Source organism: Rhodococcoides fascians NBRC 12155 = LMG 3623 (assembly GCF_001894785.1).
GTDB lineage: Bacteria > Actinomycetota > Actinomycetes > Mycobacteriales > Mycobacteriaceae > Rhodococcoides > Rhodococcoides fascians.
Genome location: NZ_BCWW01000001.1, coordinates 15,151 through 34,236 on the forward strand (window position 1 = coordinate 15,151; position 19,086 = coordinate 34,236).

Sequence of the window (19,086 nt, forward strand, 5' to 3'; positions counted from 1 at the left end):
CGGGCCGCGTCGGGCAACCCCATGCGTAAGGTGTCGCTGCGAAACCTTGCCGCCCACAAGGTTCGGCTGGCACTGACGGTTCTGTCCGTCGTACTCGGAACCGCTTTCGTCGCAGGCTCGTTCGTCTTCACCGACACGCTGCAGCGCACGTTCTCGTCACTGTTCGCCGACACCGCACAGGGAGCCGACGTTCGAGTCGCCCCCGAGGATGCGCGATCGAGCGGAGTACCCAACGAGGACATCGCCGCCATCTCGGCGCTTCCCGGCGTGCGTGCTGTCTCCCCGTACGTGGGAGGACAACTCGTTCTGCTGGGTAAAGACGGTGCCGCAGTGCAATCCGGCGGTGCACCGACGATCGGTGAGTCCTACCTGCCGGACGAGCAGCGGCTCGGCGATCCGGCGACATTCGTCTCCGGCTCGGCCCCCACCGCACCCGGCCAGGTCGCGATCAACGCAGGTGGCGCCGATCGAGCGGGCCTGCAGGTGGGCGACGCGACCCAGGTACTCGTGCCGTCCAAGGGGATCACCGACATCACGATCTCCGGAATCTATTCCACTGCAACAGAATCCGGTGGTTTCATCGGGATTCAGTTTGTGCAGAGCCAGGCGAACGAGTTGTTCACCGACGGTGCGCACGTGCAGTACATCGACGTCGCGGGCAACGATCTCGCCGCACAGGGTAAGACGCAGAGCGACCTCAGGGACGAGATCGCCGCCGCGTTTCCGGATCTGAAAGTGCAGACCGCTGCCGACGTCCAGGCCGAAACCAAGGCCGAGGTCGAGTCGGCACTGTCGTTCATCACGTACTTCCTGCTCGCGTTCGGTGCCATTGCACTGCTCGTCGGCACGTTCATCATCTACAACACGTTCTCGATGATCGTCGCTCAGCGGGTACGCGAACTGGCGCTGCTTCGCGCCATCGGAGCCAGCCGCGGGCAGGTCAGTCGCTCGGTCGTACTCGAAGCGGTCGTCGTCGGCGTCATCGGAAGTGTGCTGGGCTTCGCCGGCGGTGTGGGACTTGCGTACGGATTGCGCGCTCTGCTCAATGCCTTCGACCTCGGGTTGCCGTCGGGCCCACTCGCCCTCGAACCACGCACCGTCGTCGTCGCCTTCGCGGTGGGCATCATCGTCACCGTCCTCAGCGCCTACGCACCGGCGCGGCGAGCAGCCAAGATTCCACCGGTGGCCGCAATGCGCGAGGAATTCGCGTCCGCCGGCGACACCCTGCGAACCCGGACGTTCGTCGGCGTCGGACTGGGAATCGCCGGAGCGGCAGCGATAGTCATCGGCGCTCAGTCGACCGGCGGCGCTGCCGCAGCAACCGTCGGCGTCGGCGCGGTGGCGGCGATCGTGGCCACGGCCCTGGCCGCACCGTCGTTGTCACGGCCCGTCGTGGGAGCCCTGGGGGCCGTCCTCACCCGGCCGTTCGGTGCCATCGGTCGCTTGGCCAGAACCAACTCGGTGCGCAATCCGCGCCGCACGGCAGCCACCGCATTCGCGTTGATGCTCGGCCTCATGCTCGTCACCGTCATCGGGGTACTCGGGTCGACGGCGAAGGCGAGTGTCGATTCACTCGTCGACACCGGCGTCGAAGCCGACTACATCCTGTCCGGTCCACAGTCGATCGGTGTCCCGGCCGGAGCCACGGCGGCCGCACAACAGGTCGACGGGGTGGAACGAACCGCTGTGCTGCATCCGGTGTTCGTCACGATCGCCGGAGAAGAAGAATTCGGCGCTGCCATCGACGGCTCCCCGGAAGGGCTGCTCGACCTGTCCATGGTTCGGGGCACCGCAGACCTCGAGAGCAACGGCTTCTCGGTGTCCGAGACCGAAGCGTCCACCAAGGGCTGGGACATCGGCACCCAGGTCGTGTTCGACTCCGTCGACGGAGCTTCGGTTCCCGTCACCGTCACCGGTGTGTTCACCGACAACCCACTGATCGGCAGTTGGATCGTCTCGGGCGACATCTACGAGAAGGTGACGCCATCCATTACGCGGTCGGATCTGCTGGTCCTCGTCAAAGCCGCGCCCGGAACCGACCTCGGTACGCTGCGCACCGACCTCGAGGCTGCGACCAAACCGTCCGTGGTGGTGCAGGTACAGGACGTCGAAGAATTCAAGGGCAGCCAAGGCCAGCAGATCGACACACTGCTCGCGGTGCTGTACGGACTTCTCGCCCTGGCCGTGGTCATCGCAGTGCTGGGCATCGTCAACACCCTCGCCCTGTCGGTCGTCGAACGCCGACGCGAGATCGGCATGCTCAGGGCGATAGGAATGCAGCGACCGCAGGTGCGTCGCATCATCTACCTCGAGTCGCTGCTCATCGCCCTGTTCGGTGCCATCGTCGGCGTCGCCCTCGGCATCGCCTTCGGGTGGGGGTTCGTCCAGACCCTGCGCGACGAGGGCCTGGGTGCCATGACGGTGCCCTGGGGGCAGGTCGTCGCAATGCTTCTCGGGTCCGCGGTGGTCGGAGTGCTGGCCGCTCTGTGGCCTGCCGTTCGGGCCGCGCGCACCAAACCGCTGGAGGCGATAGCCGACCTCTGAACAGGGTCGCCCCGACACCGGGCATTTCGTAACGACACCCGTTCGTTACGAAATGTCCGGTTTTCGGCTTGCGCGGAAAGACGGCACGCGTCTACTTTAGGGGTGGTAAAACAGTCTTCAAGTAGGTTTGTGTACCGCAAACGAACCTTTACCTCGCGGGTCGGGCTCGTGCAAGGAGAATCATGACGATTCAGGACGCGTACGCGCCGACCCGATCTGTGCCGACGGGGTCTGTGTCGAGTCGAGCTGTGCCGCCGCGATCCGCGCTCGCCCCACTGTGTCGTCCCGACGGCCGCGACACGCTGATGGCGCGCTACCGCGAGGTAGCCCACGCCATGCCGGATGCGGCCGCGTTGCACGCGGCGGGGACGTCACTGACTTTCGACCAGCTGCTGCATCGCGTGTACTCGCAGGCCCGCAAGATTGCTGCCCTGCGCCCGTCGGATCATCGGCCCCTTGCCGTCGAGGCGGACACGTCGGTCGACTCGATCGTCCTGATGCTGGCCGTCATCGCCGCAGGCCATCCGTTGGTTCCGCTGGATCCGCAACTACCCCCCGAGCGCCGCGACCGCATAGTCGAACAGGCGAGGGCCTCGATCCTGCACGCGGCGGCCGTCGACGCGGCGGTGGATTCCCGCGTACCGCTGCCGACGGTCTCGGGCGGCCACACCGCGGTGATCAACTACACGTCCGGATCCACGGGTACGCCCAAGGGCGTCGTACTCAGTCATCGCATGTGCCTGACCAAGGCGTACGAGGTGTCGACCGCGCTGGGGTTGGGCACCCATGATCGCGTCGGCGATGCCCTTCCCGTCAGTTTCGGCGCGGGCCTGAACACTTTGTTCGCCGGGCTGCTCAGCGGTGCCACCGTCCACTGCCGCGACCCTCGATCGGGCACGGTCGGCAGCATCGCAGAGTGGGTAGCGGAGCATTCGCTGACCACGCTGCACTGCTCGTCGTCGCTGCTACGCGCCGTCGCGGGCCAGGTCACCGTACCCACGCTGCGCGTCGTCACCACGTACGGAGAATCTCTGCACGCGGACGACGCGCGCCGCTTCCGCCTGGCTTCCGACAACCGAGCCACACTCGTGAATTGGTACGCGACCACCGAGGCCGGGGCCGTCGCGTTCAGCGAGTACCCCGTCGGCAGTGCGCTTCCGTCCGGCTTTCTACCCGCGGGCACTCCGGTCGCGGGAAAGCTCGTCGAGGTCGTCGCCGCCGACGGCTCCCCGTGCGAACCCGACGTCATCGGCGAGGTACGGGTCACGTCGGCCTGCTTGGCCGACGGCTATCTCGAGGATGTCGGCGTGGACTCGGAGAAATTCGCCGCCCTCGGCGACGGCCTGTTCCGCTACCGCACCGGCGACCTGGGCCGGTTCGATCAGGACGGAACATTGCAGCTCGCCGGGCGCATCGACGACGCAGTCAAGGTACGCGGCTACCTCGTCGAACCGGCCGAGGTGGAGGCAGCACTGCGCGCGCTGCCGAACATCGACGATGCCGTGGTGATCGGCAGGAGATCCGATGCCGATACCGACCTCGTCGCGTACATCTGCTCCGACCGCACCGTCCGGGCGAGCCAGGCCGACATCAGGGCAGCCCTGCGCCGAACCCTGCCGGAATGGATGGTGCCCACCCACATCGTTGCGCTCGACGCCATGCCCCGCAACGAACGCGGCAAGATCGACCGCAGAGCACTGCCCGAGCCGTCCGACCGACGCGTCGAACGCACCGCGGTCGGCCCCACCGAATACATCGTCGCGGAGGCCGCTCGCACTGCACTCGGACTGGACGCCATCGGGCGGGACGAGGATTTCCTCGAACTCGGTGGCAACTCGCTGACCATGACGGCGATGCTCGCCCACTTGCGCGAGAACCTGAAGATCGAACTCGATCCGCAGGACGTGTTCGCGTCGACCACCGTGCGAACGCTGGCGACCACCGTCGACGCTCGGCTTCGCGACACCGCCGCCGCACGTCGGCGCTCGTCCGGTGTCCACGACGTTCTGGTCCCGCTGCGCACCGGGGGTACCGGAGCTCCGATCTTCCTGATCGGTGGTGCCGGCGTGGGCGCGATGGCGTTTCTCGATCTGGTCAAGCACCTCGACGCAGACCGTCCCGTCTATGCCCTGCAGGCACACGGCCGAGGCACACGCGGGCGACCGGACCGGACCATCAGAGCCACCGCGGCGCGGTATGTCGACGCGATCCGCACGGTGGCCCCCGACGGCCCGTTCCATCTTGTCGGCCACTCGCTCGGCGGCTGGATCGCCATCGCGATGGCAGAGAAGATCAGAGATTCCGGCATCGGTACCCCGCATCTGCTACTTCTCGACACCCGGCTGTTCCGTCATCTCCTGGACCGGCTTCCCGGGGGTACGTCTGTCCCGGCAGCGCCGCCCGCACCGACCAGAGAAGACGCCGGCTTCCATCTGGGCCGTGTCGGTACGGCCGCGCTGTGGCTGCGTATGCAATTCGCTGGGCTGCTGCAGTATCCGACGACCATGGAATGGTTGGTGTTCGCCAGCATCGGGTACGTGGCGTTGAACAAGCATGTGCCGACTCCGTGGTCGGGGTCGATGACTGTGGTTCGCACCACCGAGAACGTCAAGGACCTCCGGTCGTGGCGAGCAGTCGCTCACGGCGAGCTGACGTTCGTCGATATCACCGGCCACCACGCGAACATGTTGCGCGGACCGATGGCGAAGGAACTGGCCGACATCATCGACGACACCGTCGACAACGCGCGCTGACTGGGAATATCACCCGCGACGGCCTGTCGCGGTGGCGGCACAGCTTGTACGTTTGTGCCGGACGGCTAATTAGCCGAGCCACCGGTCCCGAACCGAGACAGGGAGGTCGACCATGAGCGCATCGTACGAACTGCAGTCGGTGGAACTACACAAGGACGTCTTGCGGTACGTCGATATCGGCGACGGGCCGCCCGTGATTCTCGTCCACGGGCTGCTCGGATCGCACAAGTCCTGGGGCCCGCAGATCGAGCGACTGTCGGACCGGTATCGGGTCATCGCACCCGACCTGTTCGGGCACGGTGACTCCGACAAACCGTCCGGCGACTATTCGCTCAGTTCGCACGCGGCCACCATCCGCGACCTGATGGAGTACCTGAACATCGACTCGGCACCACTGGTCGGCCACTCGCTCGGCGGCGGCATCGTCATGCAGATGACGTACCTCTTTCCCGAACGGGTCGATCGCCTCGTGCTGGTCAGCAGCGGTGGACTCGGCCCGGAGGTGAGCCTGCTACTCAAAGCCGCGACGCTACCCGGCAGCGAACTGGTGCTTCCGATGTTGGCCTCGGATTGGTTCCGCAGGAACACCGAAGGTGTGCTGGCTCGACTGGGCAAGTGGGGGGTTCCGGTAGAGCCCGGCCCCAGCATGGCCGAGACGTGGCGCTCGTTCCGATCGGTCGCAGACCGGTCGACGCGGGAGGCGTTTCTGGCGTCGACGCGGGCCGTCGTGGGTCCTCGCGGCCAAACCGTCAGTGCCAAGCAGCATTTCGAGAAGTTCGAGTCCATTCCCTCGCTGCTGATCTGGGGCGGCAAGGACCGCATGATTCCCGCCAAGCATGCGGACAACATCCGACGCGAGGTACCCAACAGTCGCGTCGAGATCTTTCCCGACGCCGGCCACTTCCCGCAGCTCGACGAGCCGGACTTCTTCTTCCGGCTACTGGACGAGTTCTTGGCCGCCAACCACACCGACTCGAGCGACGCGGACACCGGCGCGCCGACGGAGATCACCCCGGCAGCCATGCCGCTGCAGCGCCCGTGAGCGTCATCCCGATGTTCCCGCTCGGCAGCGTGTTGCTGCCGGGCGAACGTCTCCCGTTGCACATCTTCGAGCCGCGATACCAGGCACTGGTACAGGACTGTCTGAAGATGGACGATCCCCGTTTCGGCGTCGTTCTCATTGCCCGGGGACACGAAGCAGGCGGCGGCGACGTCCGACACGACGTGGCGACGATCGCCCACATCATCGGTCACGAGGCCATCGGAGACGGCAGTTATCTGCTCGAATGCGTCGGAGGCGAACGGATCCGCATCGACGCGTGGCTCCCGGACGACCCCTACCCACTGGCCGACGTTCGCGCATGGCCCGACGCAGACGTCGATGCCGTCATCGCCGACACGCAATTCGCCGCCACCTGGGCCAAGGTCGAGGATCTGTACGAGCTGATCGGTCGGCTCGAATCCTCCGGGGACATCGTGACGCCGGGCGTTCCGGATTTTCTGAGCCTCCCGATTTCGGCCGCCGAGAAGATCTGGTCGCTGGCCTCGTTGATCCCGATGGGCCAGTCCGACCGACTCGACATCCTGTCGGCACCGGACGCCCCGTCGCGCTTGAAGGCACTCGACGACGCGATCGAAAACGTCACGGCCGTCGTGCAATTCAGACTTCAGCCCTGACCGGAGCCAGTCCGGCGAACCCAGAAAAGAAATCAGGTCCGGCACCATCGGTGCCGGACCTGATCTTCGTAGTAGCGGGGACAGGATTTGAACCTGCGACCTCTGGGTTATGAGCCCAGCGAGCTACCGAGCTGCTCCACCCCGCGTCGGGTGATACCCACGGTACATGCCGTCGTGGCAGACTCCCAATCGCCAGGTCAACGCTCTACGGTTCTTTCATGCCCACCGAGTCGTCACCCGTCCTGTCTTTTCCACACCAGGCGGTCGCACAGATCACGCTGAGCAACCCTCCGGTGAACGCCCTGACCCAGTCTGCGACGCGGCGTCTGCGGGCGATGCTTCGCGAGCTGGCCGAGAACTCCTCCGTCCGGGCCGTCGTGCTCACCGGCGACCGGGTGTTCAGTGCCGGTTCGGACATCTCCGAAATGCCCGCGATGCAGGGGGCAGGCGACGTCCTCGAACGCAAGAGCAATGTCGAGAACGCGACCCTCGAATTACTGGCCGACCTACCGCTTCCGACGGTCGCAGCCATCGACGGCTTCGCCCTGGGCGGTGGGCTCGAGATGGCGCTGTGCTGCGATCTCGTGGTTGCCGACGCGGGTGCCCGCCTCGGCTTGCCCGAGATCGATCTGGGGCTCGTCCCCAGCAGTGGCGGGACCATGCGTGCGTTGCGAAGGGTGGGTCAGTCGCGCGCAGCCGAACTGGTGTTGCTCGGCGAGCCCATCTCTGCCGAGACCGCTCTGGAATGGGGTCTGATCAACAGGGTGGCTCCCCGCGGTGGGTCCTTGTCGATGGCACTGGACCTGGCACACGTGCTGGCCGCGAAGTCCCGCTCGGCCGTGCACGCGAACAAACGAGCTCTCGCGCTCACGTTCGGGCAGTCACCACACGAACCGGCACGACGCGCACTGCCGGTGTTCGAGGAAGCCTTCGAGTCGGCCGACGGCCGAGAGGGCGTACGGGCCTTCCTCGCCAAGGAATCACCGAACTTTCGATAGCCGGGCCCGCGCGAGAAGTGCTGCACCGGTGACGATCTCCCATCCGATGATGGTGTAGACGGAAATCCGCTCGAACGCTCCACCGCCGAGGATGCCGGTATCGGCGAGAAACAATGCGAAACCGGCCAGCCCCGCGACACCGGCGACGGCGCTGGCCGCCGTGTACCACCGAGGTGCGCCGACGCGTCCGCCGTACCGGCCTGCAGCCAGCAGCACCAGGTTTCCACCGATGATCGCCATACCCGCGCCCGCTGCATGCGGAGTCGATGCTCCGTCGACCGAAGCATGCGCCAGCCCGACGACGATGCTGCCGACGCCGTGCACGACCGACGTGCCCAGCACGATCCAGCGCGCTCGCCCCTCGAACAACACCGACAATCCGAGGCCGGCAAGAGCGAAGAGAGCCCCGTCCACCACAAAGCCGGTGTTCATCACCGGGTGCCACGGTGAGATGTCCGGAATCCCGAGGTCACTGATGTTGTTGCGCGCGTAGCTGTACGGTCGGTCGGTCCAGCCCAGCGCCGAAAACGCTTCGGCAGCGAGGTAGGTCACCCCGCCGGCAAGAAAGGCTCCAGCGGCCAGGACGGTAGTTCTCTTCACGACTGCAGTATTCACCGCGCTCTACCCGATGGGTCATTCCGCAGGCTCCACTCCCGACAGCTGGGTCATTCCGCAGGCTCCACTCCCGGCGACCCCGATGCACCGGGCTTGTACCGATTGGTACAGTACCGGCTCATGAGCGATCGCCACGACGTGGTGCCGATACTCGCAGGAGTGTTCCGCGACCACGGGTTCGACGGGTCGTCCCTCGCGGTCATCAGCAGATGCACCGGACTCGGCAAAGGCAGTCTCTACCACTACTTTCCGCGGGGAAAGCAGGAAATGGCCGAGGCAGTCCTCGACGACGTCGAGCTGTGGTTCCACCACAACGTGTTCGAGCCGCTGCGGCACGGAGACGACGCGGCGTCGACGACCCACGACATGTTCGAGCAGACCGCCCGCTATTTTCGGTCCAATCGCCTGGTGTGCCTGTTCGGCGCGTTCACGCTCGGGCTCGAGCGTGCCACCTTCTCCAGCCGTGTCGCCGCGCATTTCACTCAGTGGATCGAGGCACTCACTCCGGTGTTGCAGCGGCTCGGTCACGGCGACTCGGCGGCCGAGCTGGCCGAAGAGATCGTGGCCGGAATTCAGGGGGCGTTGGTGCTGGCACGGGCTTTCGACGATGCCACACGATTCGACCGGGTGCTGGCCCGACTCGAAGCCTCGGCCGCACGCGTGTCGGCGGGAGTGCACGCATGACACCTGACGACACGACGCCGAAGCCGGCACCCGAGCTGAAGACCTTCGGGATACGAGAGTTGTTGCGACTCATCGTGATCGGATCGGTGCTGACGTACTTTCAGTTCATCGCCATCGGCCGCTGGGTTCGTGCGCCGCGGCGCGGCTGGCCGGTTCACGCCTCCAAGGCCGTCGTCGACGCGTTCTTCGTGCTCGGCCCCACCTTCGTCAAGGTGGGGCAACTGATGGGTTCGTCGCCCGGACTGTTTCCCAAGGTCCTCGCCGACACCTGTCTGCGATGCCTGGACGAGGTACCGCCGTTTCCCGGGTCGCAGGCCCGCGCGGTGATCGAGGCAGACCTGGGCCGGAGCGTCGAGGAGTTGTTCTCCTCGTTCGACGACGTACCTCTCTCGTCGGCGTCGGTCGCCCAGGTACACCTGTGTGTGCGCCGCGACGACGGCCGCGAGGTGGTCATGAAGGTGCAGCGGCGAGGCATCTACCACCGCATGAAGATCGACCTGCGAATCGCGTATCTCATCGCGCGCGGTCTCGAGAAGTTCATTCCGTTCTTCGCCACGGCCAACGCGTCGGCCATCATCGTCGACCTGCACGCCGCGACGTTCGCAGAACTCGACAGCGCAGTGGAAGCCAAGCGCCAGCACAGCTTTCGCAGTGCAATCGGGGCATTCGGCGACAACAAGCACGTCACCGCACCCGAGGTGTTTCTCGACTACTGCGGTGGACGCGTGATCTGCATGGAACGCATGCACGGCTCGCCGCTGGACCGGTACCGGCCCGGTGAGCAATCGGAGCTGATCGTCCGCCGTGCCGCCAAGGTCTGGATGGAGGCCCTGGTACTGCACGGCCTGTTCCACGGCGACGTGCACGCGGGAAACGTCTGGGTGCTCGACGACGGCAGAGTGGCCTTTCTGGACTTCGGCGTCATGGGCGAGGTGGACGAGCAGTGGCGCGCGTTGTTGCTCGACCTGTTCCACGCCACGGTCATCGACGGCGACTTCACCCGCCTCGCCGGTACCGTCAAACGTCTGGGAATCGTTGCCCCGCAGATGGGTTCGGACGCCGAAGTCGGCGCGATTCTGCAGTCGGTGTTCGCGCCGATGCTCTCGACCACCCTCGCCCACTTCAGCCTGGCGGACTTCATCCGGGCGTTGGTCGGCATGGGCAAGCAGTACAAGACGTCGAGCCCCGAGGAGCTGATCCTGGTGGCCAAGCAGCTCGGCTACTTCGAGAGGTATGCCATCGAACTCGCACCGAACTGGGCGTTGGGCACCGACCCGTTCGTGTTCAAGAACGTCTTTCCCGCCGAGATCGCGGCGCTGTCCGAGGCACGGGGCATCGAGCTGCCGGAGTGATCCGGCAGCCCGCGCACCCGATCACAGACTGAAGTCGAGTACCACTTTCCCTGCTGCCGTTCGGTTTTCGAGCGAGGCGATCGCTGCTGCCGCGTCGGAGACGGGAAAGACGGACGGCTCGGGAGCCACGAGCGAACCGTCCGCGAGCAGCGGCTCGATCTCGGCCCACTGAGTAGCCAGGTAGCCCGGGCGCGTCATCCACCATGCACCCCAGCCGACGCCGACGACATCGACGTTGTTCAGCAGCAAACGGTTGACCTTGACGGTCGGGATCTCGCCACCGGTGAAGCCCAACACCAGGATTCGGCCCGACGGCGCGAGCGAACGGATGCTGTCGGTGAACCGGTCACCGCCCACCGGATCGACGACCACGTCGACGCCACGGCCGCCGGTCAGCTCCTTGACCGCGTCCTTCCAGCCGTCGACCAGTACGACGTCGGTGGCTCCGGCGGCGCGCGCGATGTCTGCCTTTGCTTCCGAGCTCACCACTGCGATCACCCGTGCCGCCCCGAGTACCGGAGCCATTCGCAGAGCGGAGGTTCCGATCCCTCCGGCCGCGCCGTGCACCAGCACCGTCTCGCCCTGCGCCAAGCGGCCGCGCTCGCGCAACGCGAAGTGCACCGTCAGATCGTTGAACAGCAAGCCCGCGCCCGCAGTGAGCGACACGGACTCGGGCAACGCGAACACCGTGTCGGGCGAGACGACGGCGGCCTCGGCCATACCGTCGCTGAGCCCCGTCAACGCTGCCACGCGGTCTCCGGCCGAGAAGCCGGAATCGGCCGGAGCCGACCGCACGATGCCGGCGATCTCGCTGCCCGGAACGAACGGCAACTCGGGCTTGTACTGGTACAGCCCACGGGTGAGCAACGCGTCGGGAAACGCGACGCCCGCGGCCCTGACCTCGATGACCACCGACCCATCACGCGCGGTGGGTTCGTCGATATCGGCAACGGTCACCGAATCGGGTCCGTCGAGACTGGAGATCTGTACCGCGCGCATGAAGTGTCCTCTCGGTCGGGATCGTTCCCTGCCTGCCACGGTACAAAACTGCTGTACTCACCGCCGCTACCGGCATCCACTCCTGGTGATGTGCTCCAATCGAGGGGTGAACACCACTCCCCTCACCGTCGTCTCGCCCGACGGCACCGCCCGCGGCGGCGTCATCGTCATCCAAGAAGCCTTCGGGGTCACCGACCACATCGTCGACGTCTGCAATCGGGTCGCGGCCGCAGGCTGGGTAGCCGTGGCTCCGCATCTGTTCCACCGGCAGGAGGGTGTGAGCGTGCTCGACTACTCGGACATGGATTCCGCCATGGCGGCCATTGGGAAACTCGAGGCGGACGAGGTGGACTCCGACGTGGACGCGGCGGCGAGTGCGCTGGCCGAACTGGGGTTCGAGCCCTCGTCCATCGCAATCGTCGGTTTCTGCATGGGCGGGACCGTGGCCTTCCACACCGCGGTTCGACGGCAACTCGGTGCGGCCGCCACGTTCTACGGTGGCGGAATCACGAAGGGCCGCTTCGGTTATCCCGCGATGGCCTCGGTGGGCGACGCCCTCCAGACACCGTGGCACGGCTTCTTCGGAGATCTGGACGAGGGCATTCCGTTCCAGGACGTCGAGACACTGCGGGAGATCACCGCCACGGCACCGGTCGGCACCGAGATCACCCGATACCCCCACGGCAAGCACGGCTTTCACTGCGACGACCGCCCTGCCGTGTTCGATGCCGCAGCCGCAGGCGACGCGTGGACCAAGACCCTCGAGTGGTTCGACGCGCATGTCGCACGCTGAGCACCCTCGCTCCGACGCCGAACTGGCGGAGGAGACCGAACGCATCGTCGCGTTCTGGACCGAGCTCGCGCTGCCCGGCCTGATCGACGTCCACACGCACTTCATGCCGAAGAACGTGATGGACAAGGTATGGAGTTACTTCGACAGCGCAGGCCCGCTGACGGGCAGCGTCTGGCCCATCTCGTACCGCTTCGCCGAAGACCGACGGCTGCAGGTGATTCGAGGGTTCGGCGTGCGGCGATTCACGTCGATGATCTACCCGCACAAACCTGCGATGGCGGCCTGGCTGAACTCCTGGGGTGCCGACTTCGCGGCTCGCACCCCCGATTGCCTGCAGACTGCGACGTTCTATCCCGAGGACGGAGCCACGCAGTACGTCGAGCAGGCGGTGACGAACGGAACCCGAATCTTCAAGTCGCACATCCAGGTCGGGAACTACTCGCCCAACGACCCGCTGCTCGACGGCGTCTGGGGCACCATTTCGGATGCGCAGATTCCGGTGGTCATCCACTGCGGCTCCGGACCGGCACCCGGCTCCTATACCGGCCCCGAGCCGATCGCCGCTCTGCTGCAGCGGTTTCCGACGCTACCGCTGATCGTCGCGCACATGGGCATGCCCGAGTACGTCGACTTTCTCGATCTGGCCGATCGATACGAGAACGTACGTCTGGACACCACCATGGCCTTCACGGATTTCTCCGAAGCCGCTGCGCCGTTTCCCCGGCACGAGATGCCGCGCCTGCTGGACCTCCAGGATCGCATTCTGTTCGGGAGCGACTTCCCGAATATCCCGTACCCCTACCTGGACGCGCTGCAGGCGGTGAGCCGTCTCGGACTCGGTGACGAGTGGGTCCGCGCCGTGTGCTGGAGCAACGGCACGGCCCTGTTCGGCTGAGTCCCGTTCGCGGGTCTCAGCCCACCCAGAATTCGGCGATACGCTCGGCGATGGCGGTGCCCTGCGCCCGGCCCGCTATTGCCGCCGCTGCGCGCACGGCGATGTCGGTGGGGTCGGGTCCGATCGCAGCCGACGAATCCGCGTCGGGAACGATCACTTCCACCTTCGAGCCGCCCTTGACCAATTTTCCCCGTTCGACCTCGAAGGGGTCGCCTTCCAGGTCGAGTGCGCCGACCTTGAGCACCAGCACCTTCTCGAAACCCACCGCCAGATCGGCGTTCTCGCTCGCACGGATACCGCCATCGACGTAGCGGTGATCGCCGATCGTCACCGGCGGCCACATGCCCGGGATCGCGCAACTCGCGGCCACGGCATCGATCAGCTCGACGCCCGATCCCCGGTCCAGTACTCGATGGCGCCCCGTCAGGGCGTCCACGGTGACGATCCGCAGATCACGGTCGGGCCACGAGTGCGTCGTCAGTCGACGGGCGATGATGGCTCGTCGTTCCCGTTCGCTGATCGTCGCTGTCGCCAGAGCTTCGGCACCGATGCGCCTGCGGGTGTCCAGCGCACTGCCGTCCGAGTTCTGGGCTGCTCGGGCCAACATGGTGACGAGCTCGTCGATGGTGGCCTCGGCGTGTGGCTCGTTGTCCTGCTTCGACTCGTCCGCCTGACGCTCGAAGAACTCCGACACCGGGGTGCCGCTCGAGATCTGAGCGGCCACCGAAGAACCGGCCGACGTTCCGAGCAACATCTCGGCGTCGCTGACATCGGCCCCGGCCTCGGCCAGTCCCAGAAGGACGCCTGTCTGCCACGCAATGCCCGCTACACCGCCGCCGCCCAATACGAGCGCTCGTCTGGCCATGGTCGTAACCCCGTTCTTCCGCTGGACCCGTCAGGAACTTACAGCCCCGCCGCCGACCCGCGGACGTAACCACGTGATCAGGTCGTCGAGCACGCGTTCCTGCTCCGGCTCGTTGAAGACTTCGTGGAACAGCCCGTCGTAGGTTTTCAAGGTCAGGTCCTCGGATCCCGCCAGCTCGGCGATCAGTTCGCTGCCCGAGACGTCGGCCAAGCGGTCCGCGGTTCCGTGCTGCAGCAACACCGGAATGGTCAGCGACGGCAATCTGGCGGGATACGTACGACTCTCCTGCAACAGTGCTGCCGCGAGACCGGCCGTGACGCTGCCGTGATAGCCCAGCGGATCGGCGACATAGGCGTCGACGACGGCCTTGTCGCGGGAGACGTCGTTGGGGTCGAGTTTCAGAACCGGCAGCGACGGCAGGAACCTGCCGAGTACTGCACCCACCGCGACCAACGCTTTCGGCTGGCCCACGGACGGGTTGACCGCAGGCCCGGACAGCATCAGTGCGTCCAGATCACCCTGATGGTCCAGGGCGTAGGACAGTGCGATGGCACCGCCCATGCTGTGTCCGAGGAGGAAGGTGCGGCTGCCGGGGTGCTCGTCAGCCGCGATCGAGAACAGTGTGTGCAAGTCGTCGGTGAAGTCCGACCATTTCGCCAAAGAGACTCGCTTGCCGCCGGATCGCCCGTGCCCGCGGTGGTCGGGTGCGTAGACGACGAGGCCGAGCGAGCCGAGCCGCTCGATCACGTGTCGGTACCGTCCTGCGTGCTCGGCCAGGCCGTGGGCCAGCACCAGAACGCCGGTAGGCGGATTATCGGCGGCGACGTCCGGGGTCCAGACGTCGTAGACGATACGAGTTCCGTGTACCCCGGCGAACGACGACTCGACATGCTGCATTCGGTCACCGTACAAGGACCGCGACGCCTTCGACGGCCCATCGCTCGAACCCCACAGATTCGTCTAGGTAACTATCCTCAGAGGCGTGGCGATGTACTTGTGACAGACCACCACCGCACCCCCTCGTACCGCGTGGGCAGCCTCGAAGATCAGGAGTGAGTTCACGCATGCCCGACAACCACGCCGCAGGGGCCTCGCCGACGTGGCGCGATCCCAAGCGTTATCTCTGGCCGCTCGGCCTGACGATTCCGCTGAGCCCGTTCCTGGCGTGGGGCTTGGTGACACTCCTCGGACCCGGCGCATTCTGGGCACTCGGGCTGATGATCATGGGCATCGCGCTGCCGTTGGTCGACAAGTTCGCGGGCGTCGATCGCAGCAATCCACCCGACGAGGCTCTCGCAGCACTCGACAAGGACAAGTACTACCGGTGGTGCGTCTACCTCTTCCTCCCGCTGCAGTACGCCGGACTCGTGGCCGCGTGTTACCTGTGGGCCCACGGCCCACTCGGCACACCGGAGAGGATCGGTCTGGCCGTCACCGTGGGCGTGGTCGGCGGCGTCGGCATCAATGCCGCGCACGAACTGGGGCACAAGCGCGAGAACGTCGAGCGGTGGCTCTCCAAAGTCACTCTGGCGCAGACGCTGTACGGCCACTTCTACGTCGAGCACAACCACGGCCACCATCTGCGCGTCGCCACCCCCGAGGATCCGGCGTCGGCGAAATTCGGTGAATCGTTCTGGAAGTTTCTGCCACGCACGATGATCCACGGTCTGCATTCGGCCTGGGATCTCGAAACCCGTCGACTCGCGCGGTCGGGCTCGTCACTGTGGACGCTGCGCAACAACCTTTTCAATGCGGCCGCGATGAGCATCGTTCTGTTCGGGGCACTGATCGCAGTGTTCGGTTGGATCGTGTTGCCGTACCTACTGATTCAAGCCGCCATCGCCATCGTCCTGTACGAGGCAGCGAACTACCTCGAGCACTACGGCCTGATGCGCACCAAGCGTCCGGACGGGCGCTACGCCAAACCCTCGCACCGGGACAGCTGGAACAGCGATCACCTGTGGAGCAACCTGTTTCTCTACCACCTGCAACGTCACAGCGACCATCACGCCAATCCGGTGCGCCGCTACCAAGCACTACGAACCGTCGACGAGTCCCCGCAACTCCCGGCCGGATACGCGGTGATGATCTTCTGCGCGATGGTTCCGCCCTTGTGGCGCAAGGTGATGGATCAGCGCCTGATGGACTTCTACGACGGCGACCCGAGCCTCGTCAACGTCGACCGCGCCGATCGCACAGCGGTCCGCCGCCTCGAGAAGCTGACCGGGGCGCGAGCGCAGTCGTAGGGTCGACGCCTCAGACCGCGGCGGGCTCGTCGGTTTGCGCTCTCAGGTAGCGCCCGAAATGCGGCACGGTGAACGCGATCGTGCCGCGCTCGGCCGAGTAGATCAGGCCCTTCTTGATCAAGCCGTCGCGGGCAGGCGACAGCGATGCCGGCTTGCGTTTGAGCTCGGTGGCCACGGCCGAGGTCGGTACCGAACCGTCGTCCACCGACAGTTCGGCCATCGCGCGCATGTATTCGCGTTCGGCGGGCGTCGCGCGTTCGTAGCGCGAACCGAAGAATCCGACGGCCAGTTCCTCCTCAGCCGTCGGAGCGGCAACGCGCACATCCTCGGCGGAAATCGGGCTGTCGGCGGCGAGATCCCAGGTCGCTTTGCCGTAGGCCTGCACGAAGTAGGGGTAGCCGTCGGCGGCTGCGTACAACGCGTCGAGTGCCTCGGGGGTGAATTCGACGTCCTCGCGGTCGGCCGGCGCGATCAACGCGAGATCTGCTGCGGCTCGCTCGAGCCTGCCGATTCGGTGGTAGCTGAACAGGCGCTCGGAGTAACTCTTGGATGCCGACAACACGGCCGGTAGGTGCGGTAGTCCGGCCCCGACGATGATCAGCGGCGCGGTGTCCTGACTGAGTTCGTGGCAGGCCGCGCACAGTGCGGAGATGTCTACGGGACCGAGGTCCTGCATCTCGTCGATGAAGATGGCGATACCCACACCCACGTCCCCGGCCAGAGCGGAAGCGTCGAGCAGCAGTTCGACGAGGTCGATCTCGATGTCGCCGGAGTCGGCGCGGCCGGTCTTCGCCGGGACGTCGATGCCCGGTTGCCACCGCTCGCGCATCCCCTTGTCCGCGGTGGCGCGCAGCGCGAAGGCCTTGAGGACGCCGAGAAACTCGTCGACGCGTTCGGGGTCTCGATGCGAGGCCGCAATGCCGCGTACCGCCATGTGCAGCGCCGACGACAGGGGCCGGCGCAGTTCCTGGTCGGGGCGAGCCTCGATCTTGCCGGTGCCCCAACCGCGCGCGATGGCCGCGGATCGGAGGTGATTGAGCAGCACCGTCTTGCCGACGCCGCGCAGCCCAGTGAGCACGACGCTGCGTTCCGGCCTGCCGCGGGTGATGCGTTCGAGTACGACGTCGAAGGCGTCGAGCTGCTTCTTTCGACCGGCGAGCTCGGGTGGGCGCTGGCCTGCGCCGGGAGCGTAAGGGTTACGCACGGGGTCCATGGGGCCAAAGTTACAACGAATCGTGCGATATATGCGGACATCTAGCTCGTGTCCTAGAGATCCGTATTCGTTCGATACTTGCGGGACGCCCGAGGCCGGGGCTACTGTCGGCTCCGTGAAGCGCATTCTCGTAGTACGCCGCCGTAGCGGGGTCTGATTCGGACCGACCCCTCGCTGCGGGTCGTCGTGCTCTCTCGGTCCTCCCTTCACATTCGCCAGGACCACCCTCATGAATTCACTTGCTTCCACTTTCGCCACAGATCCGTTCCATGCCCGCTTCGGCTGCGCCCTGCCGCGCACGATGCGCGACGAGATCTCCGGGCAACACCTGTCGTGGACGGCCTTCGTCGACCGCTTCTCGCCCACCACCGGGCCTCTCCGGCTGGGCTCCTGGTCCGGCACTGGGTCCACCGGGGGCAAGATGACGTTCGACGCCACCTTCGGAATCGGTGACACCATCTTCGCTTGTGCCGCAACAACATACGGACCGATCGAGGCGTTGACGTCGATGCTCCACGACGCCGGATTCCGCATCGAGATCCTCTCGTTCCACCAACAGCGCATCGGCGACGAGACCGCCACCTTCGTCCTGGCCGAGCACGACGGTCGCCGCGAATGGTCGATGTCCATCGAGCTCGACGCCACCCTGTCGTCGATCCGGGCCATCATCGCCGGGGCCAATCTGCTGCATCGATAGCTGCCGCCGACGCCGCGAACTCGAAGTTGGGGACGAAAATCCGTCGGAATGTGTCCATAACGTCGAGTTCGTCGTCGGTGTCGGTAGCGCAATCTTCGCCTCTCTAGTATCGGCACAAGAGAGGGGAATATCTTGCTAGGGCATCTCCACCGTCTGCGCGCGGTGAATCTCGGCGAGTGCGCGGCGCACATACGTCTCGGCGCGGCTTCGCCGAACTGCGAGCAGATCCGCCACCACCAACAGGGCATGCGCAGGCCGCGGCCGCGAACGTGATTGTTCGTCGACGTCCGTCACACCCAGCGCGCCGGTGAGCACTTCGACGAATCCGGCGATGTCCACGCTCGGAAGCCAGTCGGCTCCGCGGACGGTTCGGCCGAGTACTTCCTGGACGTTCTCCCCCGTCAAGCCATCGCTGTATACCTCTTCGAGCAAACTCCGTACCATCTCCGCATGCACGTTCCCGGCCTTGGCCGCGTCCGAGCGGTCCAACAGTTCGACGGCCTCGTCGAACGCGATCGGATCCTGCGCCACGACAGCAGCAAGGGCATCGACTGTGGCGTCCGCGATTCGACGCACATCGACGGGCCACTCGGTGGGCCAGGCCACGGGCGCCCTGCTCGGGGGAACAGCCGCTGGGGAGGGGTCGGTCATCGCACAAGTCTCTCACTGTCTACCGACATGGTTCCTTTTACATGTAACCGGTGTTTATACTAAGTCGCGCACTGTGGCATCGGCCACATCGTGGACGTGGAGGA

General features: G+C 65.9%; 17 protein-coding genes and 1 tRNA gene. 11 read left to right on the forward strand and 7 right to left on the reverse strand.

Annotation, left to right across the window (positions count from 1 at the left end):
• Positions 1 to 21: 21 nt before the first annotated feature.
• The 4 genes from RFA01S_RS00085 (at position 22) to RFA01S_RS00100 (ending at position 6,974) form a co-directional block, all read left to right on the forward strand.
• On the forward strand, positions 22 to 2,544 hold the full coding sequence (locus RFA01S_RS00085; RefSeq protein ID WP_027495202.1) for an ABC transporter permease: 2,523 nt from the start codon (positions 22 to 24) through the stop codon (positions 2,542 to 2,544).
• A 182-nt stretch (positions 2,545 to 2,726) separates the two neighbouring features.
• Entirely contained in the window at positions 2,727 to 5,297 is a 2,571-nt protein-coding gene (locus tag RFA01S_RS00090) for an alpha/beta fold hydrolase (RefSeq protein WP_081371234.1), read from the forward strand.
• Positions 5,298 to 5,409: 112 nt separating this feature from the next.
• Entirely contained in the window at positions 5,410 to 6,339 is a 930-nt protein-coding gene (locus RFA01S_RS00095; RefSeq protein ID WP_032401005.1) for an alpha/beta fold hydrolase, read from the forward strand.
• Entirely contained in the window at positions 6,336 to 6,974 is a 639-nt protein-coding gene (locus tag RFA01S_RS00100; protein ID WP_032407859.1) for an LON peptidase substrate-binding domain-containing protein, read from the forward strand. Before RFA01S_RS00095 ends, RFA01S_RS00100 begins: the two co-directional genes overlap by 4 nt.
• Positions 6,975 to 7,046: 72 nt before the next feature.
• On the opposite strand, the gene RFA01S_RS00105 is transcribed toward RFA01S_RS00100, so the two are convergent.
• Positions 7,047 to 7,120, reverse strand: a tRNA-Met gene (locus RFA01S_RS00105).
• Positions 7,121 to 7,192: 72 nt separating this feature from the next.
• Between RFA01S_RS00105 and RFA01S_RS00110 the strand changes: the two genes are divergently transcribed.
• Entirely contained in the window at positions 7,193 to 7,972 is a 780-nt protein-coding gene (locus RFA01S_RS00110) for an enoyl-CoA hydratase/isomerase family protein (RefSeq protein WP_052060804.1), read from the forward strand.
• On the opposite strand, the gene RFA01S_RS00115 is transcribed toward RFA01S_RS00110, so the two are convergent.
• Positions 7,955 to 8,572: a DUF998 domain-containing protein gene (locus RFA01S_RS00115; RefSeq protein ID WP_162182899.1), complete on the reverse strand. Its 618-nt coding sequence runs from the start codon at positions 8,570 to 8,572 to the stop codon at positions 7,955 to 7,957. The genes RFA01S_RS00110 and RFA01S_RS00115 overlap by 18 nt on opposite strands.
• A 135-nt stretch (positions 8,573 to 8,707) precedes the next feature.
• Here RFA01S_RS00115 and RFA01S_RS00120 point away from each other — a divergent pair, with 135 nt between their 5' ends.
• Positions 8,708 to 9,271, forward strand: a complete 564-nt coding sequence (locus RFA01S_RS00120; RefSeq protein WP_045841613.1) for a TetR/AcrR family transcriptional regulator — start codon at positions 8,708 to 8,710, stop codon at positions 9,269 to 9,271.
• A complete protein-coding gene (locus RFA01S_RS00125) occupies positions 9,268 to 10,623 on the forward strand; it encodes an ABC1 kinase family protein (protein ID WP_032407861.1) in 1,356 nt (451 codons plus the stop codon). Before RFA01S_RS00120 ends, RFA01S_RS00125 begins: the two co-directional genes overlap by 4 nt.
• A 21-nt stretch (positions 10,624 to 10,644) precedes the next feature.
• Here RFA01S_RS00125 and RFA01S_RS00130 read toward each other — a convergent pair whose 3' ends face one another.
• Positions 10,645 to 11,622, reverse strand: coding sequence for an NADPH:quinone oxidoreductase family protein (locus RFA01S_RS00130; RefSeq protein ID WP_032407862.1), 978 nt, complete (start codon positions 11,620 to 11,622; stop codon positions 10,645 to 10,647).
• A gap of 106 nt (positions 11,623 to 11,728) precedes the next feature.
• Here RFA01S_RS00130 and RFA01S_RS00135 point away from each other — a divergent pair, with 106 nt between their 5' ends.
• Both RFA01S_RS00135 and RFA01S_RS00140 read left to right on the forward strand, forming a co-directional pair.
• Positions 11,729 to 12,415, forward strand: coding sequence for a dienelactone hydrolase family protein (locus RFA01S_RS00135; protein WP_048318810.1), 687 nt, complete (start codon positions 11,729 to 11,731; stop codon positions 12,413 to 12,415).
• Positions 12,402 to 13,310, forward strand: coding sequence for an amidohydrolase family protein (locus RFA01S_RS00140; RefSeq protein WP_081371235.1), 909 nt, complete (start codon positions 12,402 to 12,404; stop codon positions 13,308 to 13,310). Before RFA01S_RS00135 ends, RFA01S_RS00140 begins: the two co-directional genes overlap by 14 nt.
• 16 nt (positions 13,311 to 13,326) lie before the next feature.
• Here RFA01S_RS00140 and RFA01S_RS00145 read toward each other — a convergent pair whose 3' ends face one another.
• Positions 13,327 to 14,175, reverse strand: coding sequence for a patatin-like phospholipase family protein (locus RFA01S_RS00145; protein ID WP_032407863.1), 849 nt, complete (start codon positions 14,173 to 14,175; stop codon positions 13,327 to 13,329).
• A 30-nt stretch (positions 14,176 to 14,205) separates the two neighbouring features.
• The gene (locus tag RFA01S_RS00150) at positions 14,206 to 15,072 is read right to left on the reverse strand and encodes an alpha/beta hydrolase (protein ID WP_032407864.1); all 867 of its coding nucleotides are present in this window, start codon (positions 15,070 to 15,072) and stop codon (positions 14,206 to 14,208) included.
• Positions 15,073 to 15,239: 167 nt separating this feature from the next.
• On the opposite strand from RFA01S_RS00150, the gene RFA01S_RS00155 reads away from it, so the two are divergent.
• Positions 15,240 to 16,421, forward strand: coding sequence for an alkane 1-monooxygenase (locus RFA01S_RS00155; RefSeq protein WP_052060806.1), 1,182 nt, complete (start codon positions 15,240 to 15,242; stop codon positions 16,419 to 16,421).
• Positions 16,422 to 16,431: 10 nt separating this feature from the next.
• Here RFA01S_RS00155 and RFA01S_RS00160 read toward each other — a convergent pair whose 3' ends face one another.
• Entirely contained in the window at positions 16,432 to 17,634 is a 1,203-nt protein-coding gene (locus tag RFA01S_RS00160; RefSeq protein ID WP_032407865.1) for an ATP-binding protein, read from the reverse strand.
• A gap of 229 nt (positions 17,635 to 17,863) precedes the next feature.
• Here RFA01S_RS00160 and RFA01S_RS00165 point away from each other — a divergent pair, with 229 nt between their 5' ends.
• Entirely contained in the window at positions 17,864 to 18,331 is a 468-nt protein-coding gene (locus RFA01S_RS00165; protein ID WP_032407866.1) for a 2-isopropylmalate synthase, read from the forward strand.
• Between the two features lie 135 nt (positions 18,332 to 18,466).
• Here RFA01S_RS00165 and RFA01S_RS00170 read toward each other — a convergent pair whose 3' ends face one another.
• Positions 18,467 to 18,982 carry a hypothetical protein gene (locus tag RFA01S_RS00170; RefSeq protein WP_052060807.1) on the reverse strand — a complete coding sequence of 172 codons (516 nt, stop codon included), beginning with the start codon at positions 18,980 to 18,982 and terminating at the stop codon, positions 18,467 to 18,469.
• Positions 18,983 to 19,086 lie beyond the last annotated feature (104 nt).